Here is a 20,853-nt window from a genome sequence, read left to right as displayed (position 1 = left end):
CCCGCTACACTGCGAGCGTTTTTTCATTGGGCTGCTGATCGGCGCCGCCAAATCTAGGCAGTCCGGCGTCGTTCGACAAACGATGAAAACTCGGAAGAGCCATTAGAAAAATTTGGGACTTGGCATGATTCGACCTCAATTGCCGTTGAATGCATTGCGCGCCTTTGAAGCTTCTGCGCGCCACCTGAGCTTCACACGTGCGGCGGTGGAGTTGTGCGTGACCCAGGCGGCCGTCAGCCATCAGGTCAAAAGTCTGGAGGCGCAACTCGGCGTGATCCTGTTCAAACGCCTGCCCCGTGGGCTGATGCTGACCGGCGAGGGCGAAACTCTGCTGCCGGTGCTGACCACCTCGTTCGATCATATCGCGCAGATGCTCGAGCGTCTGGCGGGCGGGCAATATCGGGAAATGCTCACCGTCGGCGCGGTCGGGACTTTCGCCGTGGGGTGGTTGTTGCCGAGGCTGGCAGACTTTCAGGCGAAACATCCGCTCATAGATTTGCGACTGTCGACCAACAACAATCGAGTGGACGTCGCCGCCGAAGGGCTGGATTACGCAATCCGGTTTGGCGCCGGGGCGTGGCACGGCATCGAGGCGACCCGTTTGCTGGAGGCGCCGTTGTCGGTGCTCTGCGTGCCGGAAATCGCCCGACAGTTGCACACGCCGGGGGATCTTCTGCAGCAGCGTTTGTTGCGCTCCTATCGCACCGATGAGTGGCCTGAATGGTTTCACGCGGCCGGTCTGGCGACCCATGCCGCGCCGCCCCAGAGCATCGTGTTCGACTCGTCGCTGGCGATGATGGAGGCGGCATTGCAAGGCGGCGGGGTGGCACTGGCGCCGCCGTTGATGTTTGCCCGGCAACTGGCGGCGGATCTGGTCCGCCAACCCTTTGCCATCGAAATCACCACCGGCAGCTATTGGCTGACGCGGTTGCAGTCACGGCCGGAGACGTCGGCGATGGCGGCGTTCAGACACTGGTTACTGGAGGTTGCGCAGGCTTAGCGCACCAGGCACGGCTTCTTGTTATCGAACGTCCAGCCCGGAATCAGAAACTGCATCGCCACGCTGTCATCCCGCGCGCCGAGCCCCATGCCTTTATAGAGTTCATGGGCCTTGGCCACCTGATCCATGTCCAGCTCCACGCCCAGCCCCGGTTTCTTCGGCACCTGCACGCAGCCGTCGACGATTTGCAGCGGCGCCTTGGTCAGGCGCTGGCCGTCCTGCCAGATCCAGTGGGTGTCGATGGCGGTGATTTCACCCGGTGCGGCGGCAGCGACGTGGGTGAACATCGCCAGGGAAATGTCGAAGTGATTGTTGGAGTGTGAGCCCCAGGTCAGGCCCCATTCGTGGCACATCTGCGCCACGCGCACCGAACCCTGCATGGTCCAGAAATGTGGGTCGGCCAGCGGAATGTCCACCGACTGCAATTGAATCGCGTGACCCATCTCGCGCCAGTCGGTGGCGATCATGTTGGTGGCGGTTTTCAGGCCGGTGGCGCGTCGAAATTCCGCCATCACTTCACGGCCCGAATAACCGTTTTCCGCACCGCACGGGTCTTCGGCGTAGGCCAGCACATGATGTTGGTCGCGGCACAGTCGGATCGCTTCTTTCAGTGACCACGCACCGTTCGGATCGAGAGTAATGCGCGCGTCGGGGAAGCGCTCGGCCAGTGCGGTCACCGCTTCGATTTCGGCATCGCCGCTGAGCACGCCGCCCTTGAGTTTGAAGTCCTTGAAGCCGTAACGCGCATGGGCCGCCTCTGCCAGACGCACTACGGCGTCGGCGGTCATGGCTTTCTCGTGACGCACGCGGAACCAGTCGTTGTCGGCATCCGGTTCGCTGCGATAGGCGAGGTCGGTTTCCCGGCGATCGCCCACGTAGAACAGGTAACCGAGCATCTTCACTTCATCGCGCTGCTGGCCTTCGCCGAGCAACGCAGCCACCGGCACGTCGAGGTGTTGGCCGAGCAGGTCGAGCAGGGCGGCTTCGAGCCCGGTGACCGCGTGAATGGTGATGCGCAGGTCGAAGGTTTGCAGGCCACGGCCTCCGGCGTCGCGGTCGGCGAAGGTCTGGCGCACCTGGTTGAGGATCTTCTGATACGTGCCGATCGGGCTGCCGACCACCAGGCTGCGGGCGTCTTCGAGGGTCTGGCGGATGCGTTCGCCGCCGGGCACTTCACCGACGCCGGTGTGGCCGGCGTTGTCCTTGAGGATGACGATGTTGCGGGTGAAAAACGGCCCGTGGGCGCCGCTCAGGTTGAGCAGCATACCGTCGTGGCCGGCCACCGGGATGACTTGCATCTCGGTGATGATCGGGGCTTTGGCGATGTCGTGTGCGGTCATGTCTTGTTGTCCTTTCAAACGGATTCAGGCGTGTTTCGGCGCGGTATCGGCTACGGCGATGTCAGGGGCGGATTTGGGTGTCATGCGGGCGGCGAACACGATGATTGCGGCGATGATCGACGTCGCGGCCAGGCCATAGAGGCCGCCCTGAATCGAACCGGTGTGTTGTTCCAGCAAGCCGAAAGTGGTGGGGGCGACGAAGCCGCCGAGGTTGCCCACCGAGTTGATCAGCGCGATGACGGCAGCGGCGATCCGTGCGTCGAGGTAAGCCTGCGGAATCGGCCAGAACAGCGAAGACGCGGATTTGAAACCCAGCGCAGCAAAGCAGATCGCGACGAAGGCAAAAATCGGTCCGCCAGTGGTGGACATGAACATCCCTGCGGCGGCGATCAACAGCGCCGTGGCCACCCACGCCTGCTGGTGTTTCCACTTCGCCGAGAACGAGGCGAACGCGTACATGCCGATGATCGACAGCAGCCACGGAATCGAGTTGAACAGGCCGACCTGGAAGTCGCTCATCTCGCCCATCTTCTTGATGATGCTCGGCAGCCAGAACGTCGCGGCGTAGATCGTCAATTGAATGAAGAAGTAGATCAGGCAGAACAGGATGATCTGGCGATCCTTGAGCAGCTTGCCCAGCGACGGCCGGATCGGGGTCGCGGCTTCGCGGGCCTTCTGCTCACCGTCGATGGCTTTGACCAGCGCATCCTGCTCGGCGCGGGTCAGCCACTTCGCATCGTGGGGTTTAGCGTCGAGCCAGAACCAGACGAATACGCACAGGCCGACCGAGAACATCCCCTCAATGAAATACATCCACTGCCAGCCGTGCAGGCCCAGACCTTCGATCTGCAACAGCAGGCCGGACAGCGGACCGGAAATCAGCGAGGCCACGGCCGAACCACTCAAGAAAATCGCAATCGCCTTGCCGCGCTCGGCCCCCGGCAACCAGCGGGTGAAGTAGTAGATCACTCCGGGAAAGAACCCGGCTTCGGCCACGCCGAGCAAAAAACGCAGGATGTAGAAGTGGGTTTCGTTCTGGATGAACGCCATCCCGGCGGCCACCAGGCCCCAGGTGAGCATGATGCGGGTCAGCCAGATTCGCGCGCCGACCTTTTGCAGCAGCATGTTGGAGGGGACTTCGAACAGCGCGTAACCGATGAAGAACAGTCCGGCACCGAAACCGTAGGCCGCGGCACCGATGCCGAGGTCATGTTCCATGTGAGTGCGGACGAAGCCGATGTTCACCCGGTCAATGTAATTGACGATGAACATGATCACGAACAGCGGCAGGACGTGGCGTTTGACTTTGGCAATGGCGGAGGACAGCACCGAATCGGCGCCCTCGTTCATCCCGGCAATGGATGATTTCACTTGGTTTTCTCCCACTCGTTATTTTTATGCGGGGTGTGGCTGGGTGTTGCGTTGTTGATAGACATCATACAACTAGATTTTTTTGTCCTACAAGCGGGAGAGGTCAATCAAATTTGTCTACGGGAAAGGGTTTTTATGCTTTTTCAGATTTTATGTGCCGTGTTTGTAGGCTTTGGTAAGGGTTGTGTCAGATATGACAGAGTAATTTTTGCCAGTGGTCGTGGGGCAATTGCTCGGCGAAGTGAGAGGTTGTCTAGCTAAATTCGAAGGTTGTCATACAAGTTGTGGCTCGGAATTCATAGGAGCTCATACAAGTCATCGCACCCAGTGCTACGATCGGTGTGCCCTGATCACCGGAACCGACCATGCAAGAAGACCTCGACGCACCTGCTCGCAAGCGCGCGCACAACCTGGCCCACGACCTGGTGGAAAAACTCACCCAGAGCATCCTGCTCGGCCAGATGCTGCCCGGTGACAAGCTGCCGTCAGAAAACTCGATCGTTCAGGAACACGGCGTCAGTCGCACCGTGGTGCGCGAGGCGATTTCCAAGTTGCAGGCGTCTGGGCTGGTGGAGACGCGGCACGGCATCGGCACCTTCGTGATCGAACGCGCACCGGAGCAGGGGTTGCGGCTGAATGTCGACACCGCACTGGGCGTGCGCAGCATTCTTGAATTGCGCATGGGGCTGGAGACGCAAGCGGCAGCGCTGGCCGCGCAGCGCCGCACCGAGCAACAACTGGTGCAGATGCGTCAGGCGCTGGATGACTATCAGCGTCTATTGGCCAACAACGACAGCTGCGTTGAAGCCGACCGGCGCTTTCACCTGCTGATTGCCGAAGCCACCGGCAATGTCTGCTTCACCGAAATCATGCAGCACCTGGGCAGCGCGATGATTCCGCGCACGCGGGTCAATGCGGCCGAGCGCGGGGCGGTGGATTTGAGCAAGCTCGGGCAACTGGCGAATCTTGAGCATGAGGCGATTTTCAACGCGATCAAACGTCAGGACCCGGACGCGGCGCGGGCAGCGATGTGGTTGCACCTGAGCAACAGTCGTGACCGGTTTTCGGCAGGCGGAGCCTGAAGCGCCGCGACTCACATCTCAATGGCCCGCACCACCGCCGGCCGCTCCAGATTCAACGCCAGCACGCTGATCAACACCACCGCCGACCCCACCAGCACCAGCAGCGTCGGACGTTCACCCAGTCCCACCGAAGCAATCCCCATCGCAGTCGGTGGAATCAGGTACAGCGTCATCGTCGCCCGGCTCAGGTCCACATGCTTTAGCACGAATGCCCACGCCAGGTAGGCGAGGGCGCTGGGAAATACCCCCAGACCAAGCACCGCCCATTGCACCCGCAGCGGCGCATTGATCACGCTGTCGACCAGCCCCGGCAAGTAGATCAACAGCAACAGCGTGCCGGACCACACCGTGTAGCAAACCAGCGTCAGTCCGTCGTAGCGCCGGGCGTGGTGTTTTTGCAGGGCGAAGTAAATGCTCCACGACACCGCCGCCAGCAGGATCAGCAAACCATGGGCGTCGATGCTGCCGAGACCGCGATCGCCGCTCACCACAATCACCACGCCGACGAGTCCCAGCAACACGCAACCCCAGCGCCAGACGCTGACCCGATCCTTGAACAGAAACCGCGCCAGCAGCGTGCTGAACAGCGGTGTCGATTGCGCCAGCACACTGGATGCGCCGGCGCTGACGCTTTGCTGGCCGATGTTCAGTACGACGTGGTGCAGGCTGACGGCAAAAAAGCCCAGGGCCAATAACAGTGGCAGGTCTTGAAAGCGCGGTAGGTGAATGCCTTTGAAGCCTGCAATCACTGCCATGAACAGCGACGCCAGCAGAAACCGCAGCAACGCCAGATGACCGGGATCGTAAGCTTGCAGGCCGATGTGGATGCCGGTCGGCGAATAGGCCCAGCAGCCGACGACGAAGGCCATGGCCAACAGGATTTTCAAGGGCGAAGTGGAAGGCATGAGCGAGGCACCAAGAGGGTTGATGCGTCGAGTATCCGGGTCGCCAATCATTCGTCACAACTGACTTATACTGCGCACACCGTTCACTAAGAGTGATGATTATGGAGCTGGCACAGATCCGCATGTTCAAGACCGTGGCCGAGGTCGGCAGCATCGCCAAAGCCGCCGAAAGGCTATTTTGCGTGCCGTCGAACATCACGGCGCGGATCAAATCCCTGGAAGCGGAGCTGGGTGTGGCGCTGTTTCTGCGTGAAGGGCGGGGGTTGCGGATCAGTCCTGCGGGGCAGACTTTTCTCGCCTATGCAGAAAGGATTCTGGCACTGACGGCCGAAGCCAAGCGCGCAGTCGATCCCGGCGCCGAACCGTCCGGGCCGCTGCGCATCGGCGCCATTGAATCCTCGGCCACCGGGCGACTGCCGCGCCTGCTGGCGAAATTTCACAAACGCTACCCGAACGTGGCACTGGAACTGACCACCGGTACCTGGGGGCAATTGCTCGACGATACGGTCAGTCATCGTCTGGACGGCGCGATCGTGGCGGTGGACGTCGAACGCTCCCGGCTCAAACGCACGCCGATGTATCGCGAAGAATTGCTGTTGATCGCATCGACCTCGTTCGGGCCGGTGCGCAATCTCGACGATTTGCAGGACAAGACCGTGTTCATGTGGCCGCAGGGTTGTCCGTATCGCGCCGCGCTGGAGCACTGGCTGTTGCGCCAGGGGCTGTCGCTGCCGATTGTCAGCCTGGCCAGTTACGGGGCGATTGTCGGTTGTGTGAGTGCCGGGGCGGGTGTGGCGCTGGTGCCCAAGGGCGTGTTCGAGCAATACGCCAAAGGCGCGGGGTGTACGGGTTTCGAGTTTCCCGAACTGACGGCCATCGACAATTTGTTCTACTGGCATGAAAACGCCGGGGTGCACCCGGCGCGTGAGGCATTTGTGGCGATGTTGCGTGAGGAGTTTGCTTGAGCCGGATCAGGCTCCGCTCACGTCGCGCATCAACAGCCCGAAGTGCAGATCCACGGCGTCCGGAATCGGCAAGTACACGGTGTGCCCATCTCCCGGTGCCACGTCGATGGCTTCGCCCTTGAGGTTCTGCAGTTCCTGCAGATCAAAATGGAAATTGCCCTTGGGTGTCATCAGTTCCAGATGATCGCCCAGGGCAAATCGGTTCTTCACCTTGACCTCGGCGAGCCTGTCCCGGCGTTCGCCGGTCAACTCACCTACAAACTGCTGACGCTCTGACACCGAGCTGCCGTTCTGGTAGTTCTGGTATTCGTCATGGACGTGCCGACGCAGGAAACCTTCGGTGTAGCCGCGCTGGGCCAATGACTCCAGATCGGTCATCAGGCTGCGGTCGAATTCACGGCCGGCCACTGCATCGTCGATGGCCCGGCGGTACACCTGGGTAGTGCGTGCGCAATAAAAGTGGGATTTGGTCCGGCCTTCGATCTTCAGCGAGTGCACGCCCATGCGGGTCAGGCGCTCGACGTGCTGCACCGCGCGCAGGTCCTTGGCGTTCATGATGTAGGTGCCGTGCTCGTCTTCGAAGGCCGGCATCATCTCGCCGGGACGATTGGCTTCCTGCAACAGGAACACCTGATCGGTGGGGGCGCCGAGGCCGAGGGTCGGTTGCGGTTCGAAGCTTTGCACGATTTCGCCGAGCGGGTTCTCGGTGGCTTCCTGGGCCGAGTATTTCCAGCGGCAGGCGTTGGTGCAGGTGCCTTGATTGGCGTCGCGTTTGTTCATGTAGCCCGAGAGCAGGCAGCGGCCGGAATAGGCCATGCACAGCGCGCCGTGGACGAACACTTCCAGTTCCATGCCCGGCACTTGCTCGCGGATTTCGCCGATCTCTTCCAGCGACAACTCACGGGACAGGATGATCCGGCTCAACCCCTGCTGTTGCCAGAACTCGACACTCGCCCAATTCACCGTGTTGGCCTGCACCGAGAGGTGGATCGGCATCTGCGGGAAGTGCCGGCGCACCAGCATGATCAGGCCGGGGTCGGACATGATCAGCGCGTCCGGTGCCATTTCGATCACTGGCGCCAGGTCCTTGAGGAAGGTCTTCAGTTTGGCATTGTGTGGAGCGATGTTGACCACCACGTAGAAGCGCTTGCCCTGGGCCTGGGCTTCACGAATGCCGATCGCCAGATTGGCGTGATCGAACTCGTTGTTGCGCACCCGCAGGCTGTAGCGCGGCTGGCCGGCATACACCGCATCGGCCCCATAGGCGAAGGCATAACGCATGTTTTTCAGGGTGCCGGCGGGGGCGAGTAGTTCGGGGGTGAAGGAGGTCGTCATGGCGGCGTCGGTCGCAAAAGCGCGGCAGGGTAGAGCAGTTGCGCCGAGGGTTTATTGATCTGGATCTATGCTCCATGAAGAAACACGGCACTCGCGCTGATGCTGGCTGACTAAACGGGACGGGCGCGGGTGGCGCCTGACTGACCTGGACCGGACATGAACCAAAAGAGTCTGCAATTCAAATCCCTCACCGTGCTGCTGTTTCTGGTGACGGTCGCCTTCATCTGGATCCTGCTGCCGTTCTACGGCGCGGTGTTCTGGGCAGTGATCCTTGGCATCCTGTTCGCACCGATGCAACGTCAGTTGCAGCTGAAATTCGGCTGGCAACGCAACCTGACCTCACTGTGTACCTTGAGCATCTGCCTGGTGATCGCGATCTTGCCGGTGATCGTCCTCAGTGTGCTGCTGGTGCAGGAAGGCGCGACGCTTTACGACAATATCGAAAGCGGCAAGCTCGATATCGGCGCCTATCTGGCGCAGTTCAAGCACAGTCTGCCGCCTTACTTTCAGCACCTGCTTGATCGCTTCGGCATGGGCGAGCTCAATGCCTTGCGCGAGAAGATCGTCAAGGCTGCCATGCAGGGCAGTCAGGCGCTGGCGAGCCAGGCATTCAGTTTCGGCCAAGGAACTTTCGAGTTCGTGGTGAGTTTTTTCATCATGTTGTATTTGCTGTTTTTCTTCCTGCGCGACGGCGCCGAACTGGCGCGCAAAGTCCGCACGGCGGTGCCGCTGGAAGAGCATCACAAGCGGCGTCTGCAACTGAAATTCAATCGGGTGGTGCGGGCCACGGTCAAAGGCAACCTGCTGGTGGCCATTACGCAAGGTGCGTTGGGCGGGGCGATTTTCTGGTTTCTCGACATTCCCAGTGCCTTGCTCTGGGCGGTGCTGATGGCGTTTCTGTCGCTGCTGCCGGCGGTGGGGGCAGGGATCGTCTGGGCGCCGGTGGCGGTTTACTTCCTGCTCAGCGGGATGATCTGGCAGGGCGTGGTGCTGGGGCTGTTCGGGGTGTTCGTGATCGGTCTGGTGGATAACGTGCTGCGCCCGATCCTGGTGGGCAAGGACACCCGGATGCCGGACTACATGATTCTGATCTCGACCCTGGGCGGACTGGCCGTGTTCGGTCTCAACGGTTTTGTGATCGGGCCGCTGATCGCTGCATTGTTCATGTCGAGCTGGGCGTTGTTCATCGAGTCCAAACCGAAAGTGCAGCTGCCTTAAGCCTTGAACGGTCCGTCGATCAGTCGTTGCGACAGCGCCTGAGCGGCTGGCAAGGAGGTGAGCGGACCGCTGACCGGCTCGCCGTCGCGCACCAGATACCAGCAGGCGAGCAGGCCCAGCTCTCTGAGCGATGCGGGAACCGCGCTGCCGACAACGGACATGATTTGAACCTGAGCCATGACAAGTACCTCCATCAATCGATGGAGCTACCTTAGGGATTCGGCCGTTTCAGGGACAATCAACGCTTTCGATAGTGGTCATTGATGCCGTTGAGGGCTAGGTCAATCGACCACCTGGTCAAGCATGTGCACGATCTCGTGCTCGTTGAGCAGGCCCTTGCGCACCAGGTTTTCCGCCAGCAGCGAGAGAAATTTCGCCGTGCGGTGGCCTTCCAGGTGCTTGAGCTCGGTCAGGGCGTTGTAGACCTTGCCCGACGTGCATAAACCGACGATGCGGTGCGGATTCTGTGTTGGCATTCCAGTCGTCCTTGTTTTTATCAACCTGTTGTATGCGGACGGATTCAGATTGCGGTTCCGTCATGACAAATAGATGACCGTTGTGTGTTTCGGCCCAATGGTCGAGCCCATCATGCCGACTTTAACGGGTGGAACTGTCTCCACAGCGACCTTGGCGAGATTTTTTCAGACGTTGGCCGACGGACGGTCGGCTTTCTCAAGGCCAAAAAAAGCCCCGCTGTAAAAGCGGGGCTTTGTCTGTGTGCTTACCAGCGACCACCGTAGTAGTGCGGGTGGCCGTAATAACCACGGGGCGGACCGTAGTAGACCGGGCCCGGAACATAAACCGGTTGCTGCACATAAACCGGGGCCGGCTGGTAGTAGACCGGTGGCGGCGGTTGCTGCACGTAGACCGGTGCCGGTTGAGCGTAAACAGGCTGTTGGACGTACACCGGCCGATCCTGGTTGATGAGCGCCGAGCCGATGATGGCCGAGCCGACGATCGCACCAAATACCGCCGGGCCCTGCCAGCCACCGCCGTGGGCTTCTGCCTGACCCGTGATCGCGAATGCACCAATCAACAAGGCCACGATGGGGAGTTTACGAATCATGATAATTCCTCGGTTCTTCGACCCGGCGTCCGAACCTGCAACAGGCCCGGAATGGCGCGGGGATACTTCTAAGACAGCAACATTTGGAAAAACAGCACGGCGGCTGGGTAAATTTTGTGTAAGGTCTGTACCGGTTTGCTTACCGGGTTTCGCGCGTCGGCTGCGATGCCCGGAACAGACCGCCTTATGATCGTTCAGAACCCGATGGCCTGGCTAATCCCGTCCATCCGAAAGTGCATTCGAAGGAGCCTCCCATGCAGATGAACCCCAACAAAGACACCCAATTGTGCATGTCCCTGTCTGGGCGTCCCGGGAATTTCGGTCTGCGTTTTCATAACCATTTGTACGAGCAATTGGGCCTGAATTTTTATTACAAGGCCTTCAGCAGCCAGGATCTGCCGGGGGCTGTCGGCGGGATTCGGGCGCTGGGGATTCGCGGTTGCGGGGTGTCGATGCCGTTCAAGGAAGCGAGCATTGCGCTGGTCGATGAGCTGGATGCCTCGGCAGCGGCAATCCAGTCGATCAACACCATCGTCAACACCAACGGCCATCTCAAGGCCTACAACACCGATTACATCGCCATCGCTCAGTTGCTGGAAACCCACGCGGTGCCGAAGGACTCGACTTTCGCCCTGCGCGGCAGCGGTGGCATGGCCAAGGCTGTGGCCAGTGCCTTGCGCGATGGTGGTTACAAAAACGGTTTGATCGTGGCCCGCAATGAGCGCGCCGGGCGTGCACTGGCGGACTCCCTGGGCTATCGCTGGCAGGCGGAACTGGGCGACGAGCGCCCGCAGATGCTGATCAACGTGACCCCGGTCGGGATGGACGGCGGCCCGGAAGCGGGACAGCTTTCTTTTGACGTGGATGTGATCAAGTCTGCCGACACTGTGTTCGATGTGGTGGCGATTCCCTCGGAAACCCCGCTGATCGTGCGTGGGCGTGCCGAAGGTAAAAAAGTGATCACCGGGCTGGAAGTGATCGCGATCCAGGCGCTGGAGCAGTTTGTGTTGTACACCGGTGTGCGGCCGACGGTGGAGCAGTTCGATGCGGCGGTGGCGTTTGCCCGCAGCTAAAGAGCTTGGGTCGTGCGGTGCCTGACCGGGCCTTTTCGCGAGCAAGCCCGCTCCCACATTGAAATGCATTTCCCCCCCTGTGGGAGCGGGCTTGCTCGCGAAGGCCGCGACATGGTTTTTGATCCGAACAGTTTGCCTATACTGCCGGATCAGCAAGCACAGACTTGCCCATCACAAAAAGCCGAGGTTTGCATGCATCCGCCCATTCTCAACCTGAATGACGTCGAACTCGAACCGCTGCCCGAAGCCCTGGCCCCCGATGGCGAAACCGCCGGGCGTTATCAGCAACGGTTCGCCCGGGTCGGCCAGCAATTGGGCGCGCAGAAACTCGGTTATCGCCTGTATGCGCTGCCGCCGGGCATGCGTGGCAGCCCGTTTCACAGTCATCGGGTCAATGAGGAAATGTTTTACGTGGTGGCCGGGGAAGGGGAGGTACGCCTCGGTGCCGAACGTTTCCCGATCCGCGCCGGCGACGTGATCGCCTGCCCGCCGGGCGGCCCGGAAGCGGCGCACCAGATCATCAATACCAGCTCGCAGGAACTGCGCTATCTGGCGGTCAGCACTCAGCAGCAACCGGAAATCTGCGAGTACCCGGATTCGAACAAATACGCGGTGATGGACAACTTTAATATCGATGCCGAAGGCAATGCCTCGGGCTTCGTGGCGGTGGCGCGGCAGGCGGACGGGGTGGATTACTGGGACGGCGAATAACGCCGTCCCCGGTGTGCTTATTCCTCGAGGCGGGCCAGACGCTCTTCCAGTGCCGCAATGCGCGCTTCCAGCTCTTCGATGCGCTCCACTGACACACCGCTGGCAGCCCCGCGATCACTCGGGTTCTGCCGCGCCGCGATAATCGCCTCGATGTCCGCCGGATCGCCCAGTGCGTGGGTGTAGCGATCCTCGCGCTGGCCGGCCTGGCGCGGAATCAACACTGCCAGATCGCGAGCGATCAGACGTTCCAGCTGATGCACCACTTGTTCGGCGTCTTCGAACTCATGCATGCGACCGCTGCGGGTCAGCAGCTCGTTGACGGTCTGCGGGCCGCGAAGAAACATCAAACCGGTCAGGATCAATTGCGCCGGCACCAGTTCCAGCGCCTTGTCGACCTTGTGCTCCCAGCGGTCGGCGCGACTGCCCATCACCAGTTTGGCAAAGCCGCGACCTTCGAGGGCGCGCAGGCTCTGGCCGACCTGGCCCTGGGTCAGGTTCATCACCGGTTCCCGGCTGGTCTTCTGATTGCAGGCCAGCACCAGCGCGTTGAGGGTCAGCGGATAGGTTTCCGGGCTGGTGGCCTGTTTCTCGATCAGCGAACCCAGAATGCGGATTTCCGTGGCGTTGAGCCGTGGTTCGTCGGAGCGGGTTTCAAATTCTGTGGTCATCGCGCGTTCCCTCTGCAGTCGAAGGCGCCTAGCCTAATCCTTGCTGGATAAAAGACAAGCCGCGCTGCCATGCGAGCATGGCTATAATCGCCCCACGATTCACCCAGCCACCACGTGAGACTGCCATGACCATTTCCTTGTACGCCGCATCCGTTCCGGTTTTCCAACAAATGCTCAACGCCCTGAGCGATGTGCTGAAAAAGGCTGAAACCCACGCCACCGAGAAAAACATCGACCCGAACGCCTTCCTGCAGGCCCGCCTGTACCCGGACATGTTCCCGCTGGTGCGCCAGGTGCAGATCGCGGTGGACTTCGCCAAAGGCGTTTCCTCGCGTCTGGCTGAAGTCGAAATCCCGAAATACGACGACACAGAAACCACCTTCGCCGAGCTGCAAGCGCTGATCGCCAAGGTCCTGGCCTTCATCGGCGAGTTCAAGCCTGAGCAAATCAACGGCAAGGAAGGCATCGAGATCGTGACCCGTCCGGGCACGCCGAAAGAGAAGCGCTTCAGTGGCCAGGCTTACCTGCTGAGCTACGGCCTGCCGCAGTTCTTCTTCCACGTCACCACCGCTTACGACCTGCTGCGCCACAACGGTGTGGAAGTGGGCAAGCGCGATTACATGGGCGCGTACTAAGCCCGGCGCATGAAAAAGCCCGCCAAGGTTTGCGCCTTGGCGGGCTTTTTGTTGCACTGGATTTTTACGCCGGACGCTGGGTTTTCTGTTCTTCGCTCAGGCACGCGGCGGCGGTGAACAGTACGTCGGTGGAGGAGTTCAGCGCCGTCTCGGCCGAATCCTGCAGCACGCCGATGATGAAACCGACTGCGACCACTTGCATGGCAATCTCGCTCGGAATGCCGAACAGGCTGCACGCCAGCGGGATCAGCAACAGCGAACCGCCAGCTACACCGGACGCGCCACAAGCGCAGATCGCAGCAACAACACTGAGCAGGATCGCGGTCGGGATGTCCACGGCGATGCCCAAGGTGTGCACGGCGGCGAGGGTCAGCACGGTGATGGTGATCGACGCGCCGGCCATGTTGATGGTCGCGCCCAGCGGAATCGAGACCGAATAGGTGTCTTCGTGCAGGCCCAGACGCTTGCTCAGCTCCAGGTTGACCGGAATGTTCGCTGCCGAGCTGCGGGTGAAGAACGCGGTGATGCCGCTTTCACGCAGGCACTGGAGCGTCAGCGGGTACGGGTTGCGGCGCAGCTTCCAGAACACGATCAGCGGGTTCATCACCAGCGCCACGAACAGCATGCAGCCCAGCAGCACCGCCAGCAGGTGCGCGTAACCGACCAGCGCGCCGAAACCGGAGGTGGCCAGGGTCGAGGCCACCAGGCCGAAAATCCCCAGCGGTGCGAAGCGAATTACCACGCGCACGATCAGGGTCACGCCGTTGGACAGGTCGCTGACGACTTCGCGGGTGGTGTCGCCGGCGTGGCGGATGGCCACGCCCATGCCGATGGCCCAGGCCAGAATGCCGATGAAGTTGGCGTTCATCAGTGCGCTTACCGGGTTATCGACCACGCTCAGCAGCAGGCTTTGCAGCACTTCGCCGATGCCGCCCGGGGCGGTCACGGCAATGTTGTCGGTGGACAGCACCAGATGCGACGGGAACATCGTGCTGGCGATCACCGCGACTACGGCGGCGGCGAAGGTGCCCAGCAGATAGAGGAACAGAATCGGCCGGATATGGGTTTCCTGGCCGTGCTTGTGGTTGGCGATCGACGCCATGACCAGCACGAACACCAGGATCGGGGCCACGGCTTTCAGCGCCGAGACGAACACCTTGCCGATGAATGCGGTGCCCTTGGCGGCCTCCGGCGCGAACAGTGCCAGGGCGATGCCGGCAATCAGGCCAATCAGGATCTGCGTGACCAGGCTGAGGCTTTTAAGGCGTTGCAATAGAGAAGGGGATGAAACGGTCATGACGGCATCTCTGGTTTTTTTATAGGGTGCAAGGTCGCGTGATCCGGGCGTTGAATCGGGGGCAGGCCACAGACACGAACCGAAAGGGCTGGCGCGACAGTCACACCGTTAAACGGGTGGCTGAACAGGGTGTACGTTTTGCAGGGCGCGGACTTTATCACAGCGTAGGCCTTGTCCTTCAGGCCTGTGACGATCTGCCACCGAAACGTTCGGCCACATAGACAGGTTTGTGCAAGTCACCCGGGAAACACTCTGTTAAGATTGCGCATCCTTATTTTCAAGTTCTGCCGGCGGGCCTTCGGGTCAGCGCTGGTGTCGTCGTTTTGCTGGAGTTCCTCATGCTGTTGCCCATCCTTCTGTTGTCCGCCGCCGGGTTTACGGTGCTGACCACAGAGTTCGTCATCGTCGGCCTGTTGCCGGCAATTGCCCGCGACCTGGCCGTCACCATCCCGCAAGCCGGGCTGCTGGTGACGCTATTCGCTTTCACCGTGGCGATGTTCGGCCCATTCTTGACGGCATATTTCGCCCGTTTCGAACGGCGCAAACTGTTTATCACCATCCTGATCATGTTCGGCCTGGCCAACACCGTGGCGGCACTGGCGCCGAACATCTGGGTCATGGCGATTGCCCGGTTGATTCCGGCGTTGGGGCTGCCGGTATTCTGGGCCCTGGCCAGTGAAACGGCGGTAGACATCGTCGGCCCGGACTTCGCTGGTCGCGCCATCGCCAAGATCGGCTTCGGGATCGTCTGCGCCACGGTGTTCGGCATCCCCGTCGGCACGCTGATTTCCGATGCATTCGGCTGGCGCAGTGCGTTCGCCATTCTGGCGGTGATCGCGTTCGCCAAGGCCTTGTTGCTGTTTGTCTACTTGCCGAAAACCAGCCTGCACCAGCATCAGGTCAGTTTCGCTTCGCAGTTCAAGATCCTGCGCAGCCCGCTGATGCTGGGTCATGTGCTGCTGTCGATCCTGGTGTTCAGCGGCATGTTCACCGCTTACACCTATCTGGCGGACATCCTTGAGCGTCTGGCCGGCTTCAATGGCACCGTGGTCGGCTGGTGCCTGATGGGCTTTGGCGCGGTCGGTCTGATCGGCAACTCGCTGGGCGGTCGCGCGGTGGATCGCCATCCGCTGATGGCCTCGGTGATGTTCTGCGCGTTCATGATTCCCGGGATGGTGGCATTGGTGCCGAACATCAATTCGTCGCTGGGTCTGGCGGCGGCGATGGGCATCTGGGGCGTGACTCAGGCAGCGCTGTTTCTGGTCAGTCATGTGCGCTTGATGAAAGCCGCACCGGAAGCGCCGGCCTTCGCCGCGTCGCTGAACATCGCCGGGGCCAACCTGGGGATTGGTCTGGGCGCGATCATTGGCGGTCGGGTGATCGACAGCGCCGGTCTGGGCTTCGTGGGTTTCGCCGCCGCCGGGTTCATTCTGCTGTCGATTTTCCTCGCCATGGTGCTGATGGTGCTCAAGCCGCGTGACGTCTGTGCGCCGGCTTAAAAGGCTGTAAACAGCTCGCGTCGGGCACCTTCGGTAATCGCTTTGATGCCGGGGTGCTTGACCTTGCGCTCCACCGAGATCGCGTAGAACGACTCGCTCACCGCATCGGTCTGGCCGATCAACTCGACGCCATACTGGCGTTTCACCTCATCGGCAATCACGCTCGGGCCAATGAAAATCCCGCTGCCGGACTGGCCGAACGCCTGCATCAAGGCGCTGTCATCGAACTCCCCGACAATCCTCGGCTGAATCTGCTGCTCCGCGAACCAGCGCTGTAAACGGCTGCGCACCACGGTTTCTGCGCCGGGGATCAACAGTGGCGCACCGTGCAGGCTGCGCGGGAAATCCTGACCGTATTGCGCCGCCAGTTCGGCGGTGGCGAAGAAGCTGATCCCGCATTCGCCGAGCTTCTGGCTGTAACCCTTGATGTCCAGATGCGAGGGCATCGGGCTGTCGGAGATCACCAGGTCCAGGCGCTGGATCGCCAGATCCGCCAGTAATCGCTCGAGTTTGTCTTCGCGGCAGGTGATTCGCAGCGGTTCGCTCAACTCCATGGTCGGCGCGATCAGTCGATAGACGATGGATTTGGGCACCACGTCCGCCACTCCCACGCGGAACAGGATCTGTTGCTCATTGGGCTGGGCGCGCAGCATCAGTTCCAGCTCGCCGCCGAGCTGAAACATCTGCTCGGCGTAGGGCAGGGCCTGGCGTCCGGCTTCTGTGAGTTCGAGTTGCCGGCCGACCCGTTGAAACAACTCGATGCCATAGGTCTGTTCGAGCAGTGAAATCTGACCGCTGATGGTCTGTGGCGTCAGGTTCAGTTGCTCGCACGCGCGTACGATGCTGCCGGTCTTGGCCACCACCCAGAAGTAATGCAGTTGTCGGTAATTGAGCATGGGGTTGGGTCCGCCAGATACAGTTCGTATAAATCGAAGTATAGCCGCTAAAAATACGAATTTTCCTGAAGTGTTTGTCTCCCTAGAATGCCCAGCCATCGACGGGCGGTCTGTGACCCTGTCTGTTCATACGAAGGAAACCTCATGAAATACACGATCCCGGCACTGATGTTTACGTCTTTACTGCTTATGGCGGGTTGCGACCAGGCGGAAAAAAGCGCCCAGCAACTGATGGGCAAGGCCGCCGAGAGCGCCAAGCAGGCGATCGACGATACGCACAAAGCCGCCGAGCAGGCGCTCAGTGAGGCCACTGGCGGTCTGATCGAGAAAAAAGAAGCGCCGGAAAAAGATGCGGACAAATCCGAATCTTCCTCCAAGACCATCTAAATCGTCTTACAAGAGTCAGGACTGACCCATGGAATACCTGTTAGAACTCGCTTCCAGCCCGACGGCCTGGATTGCTTTGGCCACACTGGTGGTGATGGAAATCGTGCTCGGCATCGATAACCTGATCTTCATCTCGATCCTGACCAACAAGCTGCCCGAGCAGTACCGGCAGAAAGCCCGCCGTCTGGGTATCGGCATGGCGCTGATCATGCGTCTGGCCCTGTTGAGCACCATCGCGTTCATCGTGCAGTTGACCGAGCCTGTCATCGAGATCCTTGGTCAGGCGTTCTCCTGGAAGGACATGATCCTGATCGCCGGTGGCCTGTTCCTGGTGTGGAAAGCGACGACCGAGATCCATCACAGCATGGACCCGGTGCCTGACGATCCGAAGTCGGCGACCTCGACAGTGACCCTGGGTTTTGCCGCCGCCATCGGGCAGATCCTGATGCTGGACATGGTGTTCTCGATCGACAGCATCATTACCGCTGTCGGCATGACCGAACACTTGCCGATCATGGTGATCGCGGTGGTGGTTTCGGTACTGGTGATGCTGTTTGCGGCTGACCCGCTGGCGAAGTTCATCAACGACAACCCGTCGGTGGTGATGCTGGCCCTGGGCTTCCTGATCATGATCGGCATGACGCTGATCGCCGAAGGCTTCGGTGCCCACGTGCCGAAAGGTTATGTGTATGCCGCCATGGCGTTCTCGGCCGCGATTGAGGTGTTGAACATGATGTCCCGTCGGGCGAAGCAGAAGAAGCTGGCTGCCCAGGCGTAACCGCTGAAAAATCGAAGGCCGCGTGACTGGCAAGAGTCGCGCGGCCTTTTTTGTTTGAATCGATTGAAAGAAGTCAGTGCGCAGTGGCGTGACGGGCGTTGTGTTTTTCGATCTTCCTGGTCGGTGCAGGCTGCACAGGGTGGTGATGGCGGCGGGAAATACGCAGCACACCCCACAGCATGGCGGCGGCTACGGCCAGCCAGCCGGCAATCAACATCACAATGGTCATGGTCAGGCTCATCGGTGCCTCCTCTTTGCCCTGCGTCGGGCGCTCACTCTTTTGCTGTCTATCGAGTGACAGTCTAGTCGCTGGCGTGTTTCAGCCTATTGACCAAAGGTCGGTGGTGACCAATCACTTCGCTCTATGCAATCGATGCATCTGCCTCTTTGGGCTATACCGCAGCGTTGCGCCGTCCTATGATCCTCGACCACGCCGGAACACGATGACCGGTAACTGATCAAGAGAGTGACGATGGTGCAGCTATTTTCCCGGATTCGCGCGGCCCTGCTGGTGGCCGGTTGCGTGACAGCGTTGGTGGGGTGTGCAGGCAGTGTGGCGCCGGAAGTCCAGCGTCTGCCGGAACGGGTCGAGCTCAGCGGCACCTTCTATAGGGGCGAAGCCAATCAGAGCGGGCCACAGGTGCTGGCCAGCCTGCTGTCGCAGCAAGGCATCGTGATCACCCCCGGGCTGTTGGAAAAACCTCTGCACCTGCCGGGTGCCGAGGACAAGCTTCAGCAGAACATGCAGAACCTTGCCCGCGAATACGGCATGGTCGTATACCCGGTAGATGCCCGCTTGCCGGCGCTGCTGACCCAGGTGGCGGCGGGGTATCCGGTGATGGTGCGTTTCAGTGAAGGATCGGCGTTCTGGGCAGAACCGCGTTACGCGATCCTTTCCGGCTATGACCGCAAGAAGCAGAAGGTTCTGCTGCGCGCGGGGATGAACCGCCGTGAACTGATGAGTTTCAGTGCTTTTGAATCGGCGCTCGAGAAGTCGGGGGGCTGGGCGGTATTGATTCAGAAACCGACCCAGATCCCGGCGTCCGTCGATCGGCAGCGCTGGTTGAAAGCCGCCGACGAACTGGCGCAGGCCGGCCAGGAGCGTGAAGCCGCGCAAGCGCGCAAGGCATTGGGAGCGCAGTGAGAGTCCGTTCGTCCCCTGCCGGGCACCCGGGAGCGGGGCTGCGCTCTTAAAGGTAACGCCCGATTATTCGGGTGATTACCCGAATGAGAGGTGCGTATGAGTACGGATTCGAGCTTTGACGACCATAAACCGGACAGTGTGCCGACCACGCCGGAGCCTGACGTGGATCCGGTGCTCGATCCGGACAGTCCCCTGCGTGATCCGCTGGCGCGTCCTGCGGTAGTGACCCCGGAGCATCGCCCCGACCCCTGTGCTGGTGACGGCATTCCCGATGATGATCAGATGCCGCTGCCCAACGACTGAACCGGCAGACGTAAAAAAGCCCCGAATGTTCGGGGCTTTTTCTTGTGTCGCGGGTTACTTGGAGGCTTCGACCACGCCGCTCTGGCGACCCTTGAGGTTCTTCTCGGCCTTGTACTGCTGGGCCACCGCCGGAACGTTGGTGCTCCGGCCGGTTTCCATCCAGCTGCGGATACGGCTGGCATCGGCGAAGTGGGTGTATTTGCCGAATGCATCGAGAATCACCAACGCAACCGGGCGATTGCTCATTCGCGTCACGAGCACCAGGCAGTGGCCGGCGGGATTGGTGAAGCCGGTCTTGGTGATCTTGATGTCCCAGTCAGCCTTGTTCACCAAGTGGTCGGTGTTGCGGAAACCCAGGGTGTAATTGGGTTTGCGGAACGAGACGGTCTTTTCCTTGGTGGTGGTGAGTTCGGTCAGGATCGGATGCTTTTGCGCAGCCATCAGCAATTTGCTCAGGTCGCGGGCGGTGGAAACGTTGCGCTCCGACAGACCGGTCGGTTCCACAAAGTGGGTGCTGGTCATGCCCAGCGCCTTGGCCTTGGCGTTCATCGCTGCGATGAAGGCTGCATAACCGCCCGGATAGTGATGGGCGAGGCTCGCGGCGGCGCGGTTTTCCGAGGACATCAGGGCGATCAGCAGCATCTCGCGGCGCGGCAGTTCGCTGCGCAGTTTGACCCGGGAAAACACGCCTTTCATTTCCGGGGTGTGGCTGATGTCGACGTCAATCCATTCGTCCATGTTCTGGTGGGCTTCAACCACGACCAGACCGGTCATCAACTTGCTGACGGAAGCGATCGGCACGATCACGTCCGGATTGCTGGAGTAGATGACTTTGTTGGTCTGCAGATCCATCAGCAGAGCGCTGCCGGAGGCAATCTTCAACTGTGAAGCGTCTCGGGGAGCAGCGGTGGTTTCGGCGGCGTTGACCGTTGGCGTGAGGAGCGTGCCTGAAAATGCAAAAACCAGGCTCAGGATGGACAGACGAATATTCACGCGGGCGAACTCATGAAGGTTGGATATGCCGTTTTTTGTAACGGACTGTGTCGTAAAACGACGCATTCTAGGAGTATGGCTGAAGATCTGTCGATGGTTGTTTGAAGGGCATGAAAAAGTCGTGAAAAGCCCTGTAAAAATAGGGGTTTCCGGCGAACGGTAAAGGTTTATTCGAGGATATGAAAAA

The 20,853-nt window shown here is 60.5% G+C and carries 24 protein-coding genes; 12 read left to right on the top strand and 12 right to left on the bottom strand.

Going from position 1 to position 20,853, the window contains the following annotated elements:
* Positions 1-124: 124 nt before the first annotated feature.
* Positions 125-1,000, top strand: a complete 876-nt coding sequence (locus ACSPX5_RS13495) for a LysR family transcriptional regulator (RefSeq protein ID WP_439821902.1) — start codon at positions 125-127, stop codon at positions 998-1,000.
* Here the strand turns inward: ACSPX5_RS13495 and gudD are convergent.
* Together gudD and ACSPX5_RS13485 are read right to left on the bottom strand one after the other, a co-directional pair.
* On the bottom strand, positions 997-2,340 hold the full coding sequence (gudD, locus tag ACSPX5_RS13490) for a glucarate dehydratase (protein WP_439821901.1): 1,344 nt from the start codon (positions 2,338-2,340) through the stop codon (positions 997-999). The two genes, ACSPX5_RS13495 and gudD, sit on opposite strands and share 4 nt — an antisense overlap.
* 24 nt (positions 2,341-2,364) lie before the next feature.
* A complete protein-coding gene (locus ACSPX5_RS13485; protein ID WP_439821900.1) occupies positions 2,365-3,711 on the bottom strand; it encodes an MFS transporter in 1,347 nt (448 codons plus the stop codon).
* A 365-nt stretch (positions 3,712-4,076) separates the two neighbouring features.
* Here ACSPX5_RS13485 and ACSPX5_RS13480 point away from each other — a divergent pair, with 365 nt between their 5' ends.
* Positions 4,077-4,793, top strand: coding sequence for a FadR/GntR family transcriptional regulator (locus tag ACSPX5_RS13480; RefSeq protein WP_169431034.1), 717 nt, complete (start codon positions 4,077-4,079; stop codon positions 4,791-4,793).
* Positions 4,794-4,804: 11 nt separating this feature from the next.
* On the opposite strand, the gene ACSPX5_RS13475 is transcribed toward ACSPX5_RS13480, so the two are convergent.
* Positions 4,805-5,698: a DMT family transporter gene (locus ACSPX5_RS13475; RefSeq protein ID WP_323160116.1), complete on the bottom strand. Its 894-nt coding sequence runs from the start codon at positions 5,696-5,698 to the stop codon at positions 4,805-4,807.
* A gap of 101 nt (positions 5,699-5,799) precedes the next feature.
* Between ACSPX5_RS13475 and ACSPX5_RS13470 the strand changes: the two genes are divergently transcribed.
* On the top strand, positions 5,800-6,663 hold the full coding sequence (locus tag ACSPX5_RS13470) for a LysR family transcriptional regulator (RefSeq protein WP_439821899.1): 864 nt from the start codon (positions 5,800-5,802) through the stop codon (positions 6,661-6,663).
* A gap of 6 nt (positions 6,664-6,669) precedes the next feature.
* Here ACSPX5_RS13470 and trhP read toward each other — a convergent pair whose 3' ends face one another.
* Positions 6,670-7,998, bottom strand: coding sequence for a prephenate-dependent tRNA uridine(34) hydroxylase TrhP (gene trhP, locus ACSPX5_RS13465; RefSeq protein ID WP_439821898.1), 1,329 nt, complete (start codon positions 7,996-7,998; stop codon positions 6,670-6,672).
* A gap of 156 nt (positions 7,999-8,154) precedes the next feature.
* Here trhP and ACSPX5_RS13460 point away from each other — a divergent pair, with 156 nt between their 5' ends.
* The gene (locus tag ACSPX5_RS13460) at positions 8,155-9,216 is read left to right on the top strand and encodes an AI-2E family transporter (RefSeq protein ID WP_323160117.1); all 1,062 of its coding nucleotides are present in this window, start codon (positions 8,155-8,157) and stop codon (positions 9,214-9,216) included.
* Here ACSPX5_RS13460 and ACSPX5_RS13455 read toward each other — a convergent pair.
* The 3 genes from ACSPX5_RS13455 to ACSPX5_RS13445 all read right to left on the bottom strand — a co-directional run bounded on the left by ACSPX5_RS13455 (position 9,213) and on the right by ACSPX5_RS13445 (position 10,282).
* Positions 9,213-9,395: a hypothetical protein gene (locus ACSPX5_RS13455; RefSeq protein WP_169431029.1), complete on the bottom strand. Its 183-nt coding sequence runs from the start codon at positions 9,393-9,395 to the stop codon at positions 9,213-9,215. The genes ACSPX5_RS13460 and ACSPX5_RS13455 overlap by 4 nt on opposite strands.
* 102 nt (positions 9,396-9,497) lie before the next feature.
* Entirely contained in the window at positions 9,498-9,692 is a 195-nt protein-coding gene (locus tag ACSPX5_RS13450) for a hypothetical protein (RefSeq protein ID WP_065259358.1), read from the bottom strand.
* A gap of 245 nt (positions 9,693-9,937) precedes the next feature.
* Positions 9,938-10,282, bottom strand: a complete 345-nt coding sequence (locus ACSPX5_RS13445; protein WP_025108898.1) for a hypothetical protein — start codon at positions 10,280-10,282, stop codon at positions 9,938-9,940.
* A 254-nt stretch (positions 10,283-10,536) separates the two neighbouring features.
* On the opposite strand from ACSPX5_RS13445, the gene ACSPX5_RS13440 reads away from it, so the two are divergent.
* A complete protein-coding gene (locus ACSPX5_RS13440; protein ID WP_169431028.1) occupies positions 10,537-11,355 on the top strand; it encodes a shikimate 5-dehydrogenase in 819 nt (272 codons plus the stop codon).
* A gap of 192 nt (positions 11,356-11,547) precedes the next feature.
* Positions 11,548-12,066: a cupin domain-containing protein gene (locus tag ACSPX5_RS13435; protein WP_169431027.1), complete on the top strand. Its 519-nt coding sequence runs from the start codon at positions 11,548-11,550 to the stop codon at positions 12,064-12,066.
* 17 nt (positions 12,067-12,083) lie between these two features.
* Here ACSPX5_RS13435 and ACSPX5_RS13430 read toward each other — a convergent pair whose 3' ends face one another.
* On the bottom strand, positions 12,084-12,734 hold the full coding sequence (locus ACSPX5_RS13430) for a YceH family protein (RefSeq protein ID WP_169431026.1): 651 nt from the start codon (positions 12,732-12,734) through the stop codon (positions 12,084-12,086).
* Between the two features lie 125 nt (positions 12,735-12,859).
* Here ACSPX5_RS13430 and ACSPX5_RS13425 point away from each other — a divergent pair, with 125 nt between their 5' ends.
* Positions 12,860-13,369: a DUF1993 domain-containing protein gene (locus ACSPX5_RS13425; protein ID WP_169431025.1), complete on the top strand. Its 510-nt coding sequence runs from the start codon at positions 12,860-12,862 to the stop codon at positions 13,367-13,369.
* A gap of 64 nt (positions 13,370-13,433) precedes the next feature.
* Here the strand turns inward: ACSPX5_RS13425 and sstT are convergent, their stop codons facing one another.
* Positions 13,434-14,666, bottom strand: a complete 1,233-nt coding sequence (gene sstT / locus ACSPX5_RS13420; protein WP_439821897.1) for a serine/threonine transporter SstT — start codon at positions 14,664-14,666, stop codon at positions 13,434-13,436.
* Between the two features lie 338 nt (positions 14,667-15,004).
* Here sstT and ACSPX5_RS13415 point away from each other — a divergent pair, with 338 nt between their 5' ends.
* Positions 15,005-16,165, top strand: coding sequence for an MFS transporter (locus ACSPX5_RS13415; protein WP_007951570.1), 1,161 nt, complete (start codon positions 15,005-15,007; stop codon positions 16,163-16,165).
* Here the strand turns inward: ACSPX5_RS13415 and nhaR are convergent.
* Entirely contained in the window at positions 16,162-17,061 is a 900-nt protein-coding gene (nhaR, locus tag ACSPX5_RS13410; protein WP_007951569.1) for a transcriptional activator NhaR, read from the bottom strand. The two genes, ACSPX5_RS13415 and nhaR, sit on opposite strands and share 4 nt — an antisense overlap.
* Positions 17,062-17,205: 144 nt before the next feature.
* On the opposite strand from nhaR, the gene ACSPX5_RS13405 reads away from it, so the two are divergent.
* Both ACSPX5_RS13405 and ACSPX5_RS13400 read left to right on the top strand, forming a co-directional pair.
* Positions 17,206-17,448 carry a hypothetical protein gene (locus ACSPX5_RS13405; protein WP_169431023.1) on the top strand — a complete coding sequence of 81 codons (243 nt, stop codon included), beginning with the start codon at positions 17,206-17,208 and terminating at the stop codon, positions 17,446-17,448.
* 28 nt (positions 17,449-17,476) lie between these two features.
* Positions 17,477-18,226 carry a TerC family protein gene (locus ACSPX5_RS13400; RefSeq protein WP_085712478.1) on the top strand — a complete coding sequence of 250 codons (750 nt, stop codon included), beginning with the start codon at positions 17,477-17,479 and terminating at the stop codon, positions 18,224-18,226.
* A gap of 73 nt (positions 18,227-18,299) precedes the next feature.
* On the opposite strand, the gene ACSPX5_RS13395 is transcribed toward ACSPX5_RS13400, so the two are convergent.
* On the bottom strand, positions 18,300-18,467 hold the full coding sequence (locus ACSPX5_RS13395; protein WP_169431021.1) for a hypothetical protein: 168 nt from the start codon (positions 18,465-18,467) through the stop codon (positions 18,300-18,302).
* A 231-nt stretch (positions 18,468-18,698) separates the two neighbouring features.
* Between ACSPX5_RS13395 and ACSPX5_RS13390 the strand changes: the two genes are divergently transcribed.
* Together ACSPX5_RS13390 and ACSPX5_RS13385 are read left to right on the top strand one after the other, a co-directional pair.
* Positions 18,699-19,370 (top strand): peptidase C39 family protein, encoded by a 672-nt coding sequence (locus ACSPX5_RS13390; RefSeq protein WP_169431020.1) that lies wholly within the window; start codon positions 18,699-18,701, stop codon positions 19,368-19,370.
* A 96-nt stretch (positions 19,371-19,466) separates the two neighbouring features.
* On the top strand, positions 19,467-19,673 hold the full coding sequence (locus ACSPX5_RS13385) for a hypothetical protein (protein ID WP_169431019.1): 207 nt from the start codon (positions 19,467-19,469) through the stop codon (positions 19,671-19,673).
* Positions 19,674-19,727: 54 nt separating this feature from the next.
* On the opposite strand, the gene pbpG is transcribed toward ACSPX5_RS13385, so the two are convergent.
* Entirely contained in the window at positions 19,728-20,666 is a 939-nt protein-coding gene (pbpG, locus tag ACSPX5_RS13380) for a D-alanyl-D-alanine endopeptidase (protein WP_119428003.1), read from the bottom strand.
* Positions 20,667-20,853 lie beyond the last annotated feature (187 nt).

This window comes from Pseudomonas sp. HLG18 (assembly GCF_051903985.1).
Lineage (GTDB): Bacteria > Pseudomonadota > Gammaproteobacteria > Pseudomonadales > Pseudomonadaceae > Aquipseudomonas > Aquipseudomonas fluorescens_BT.
The sequence above is the reverse complement of the archived record's forward strand: the minus strand, read 5'-3'. Positions and strand labels throughout refer to the sequence as shown.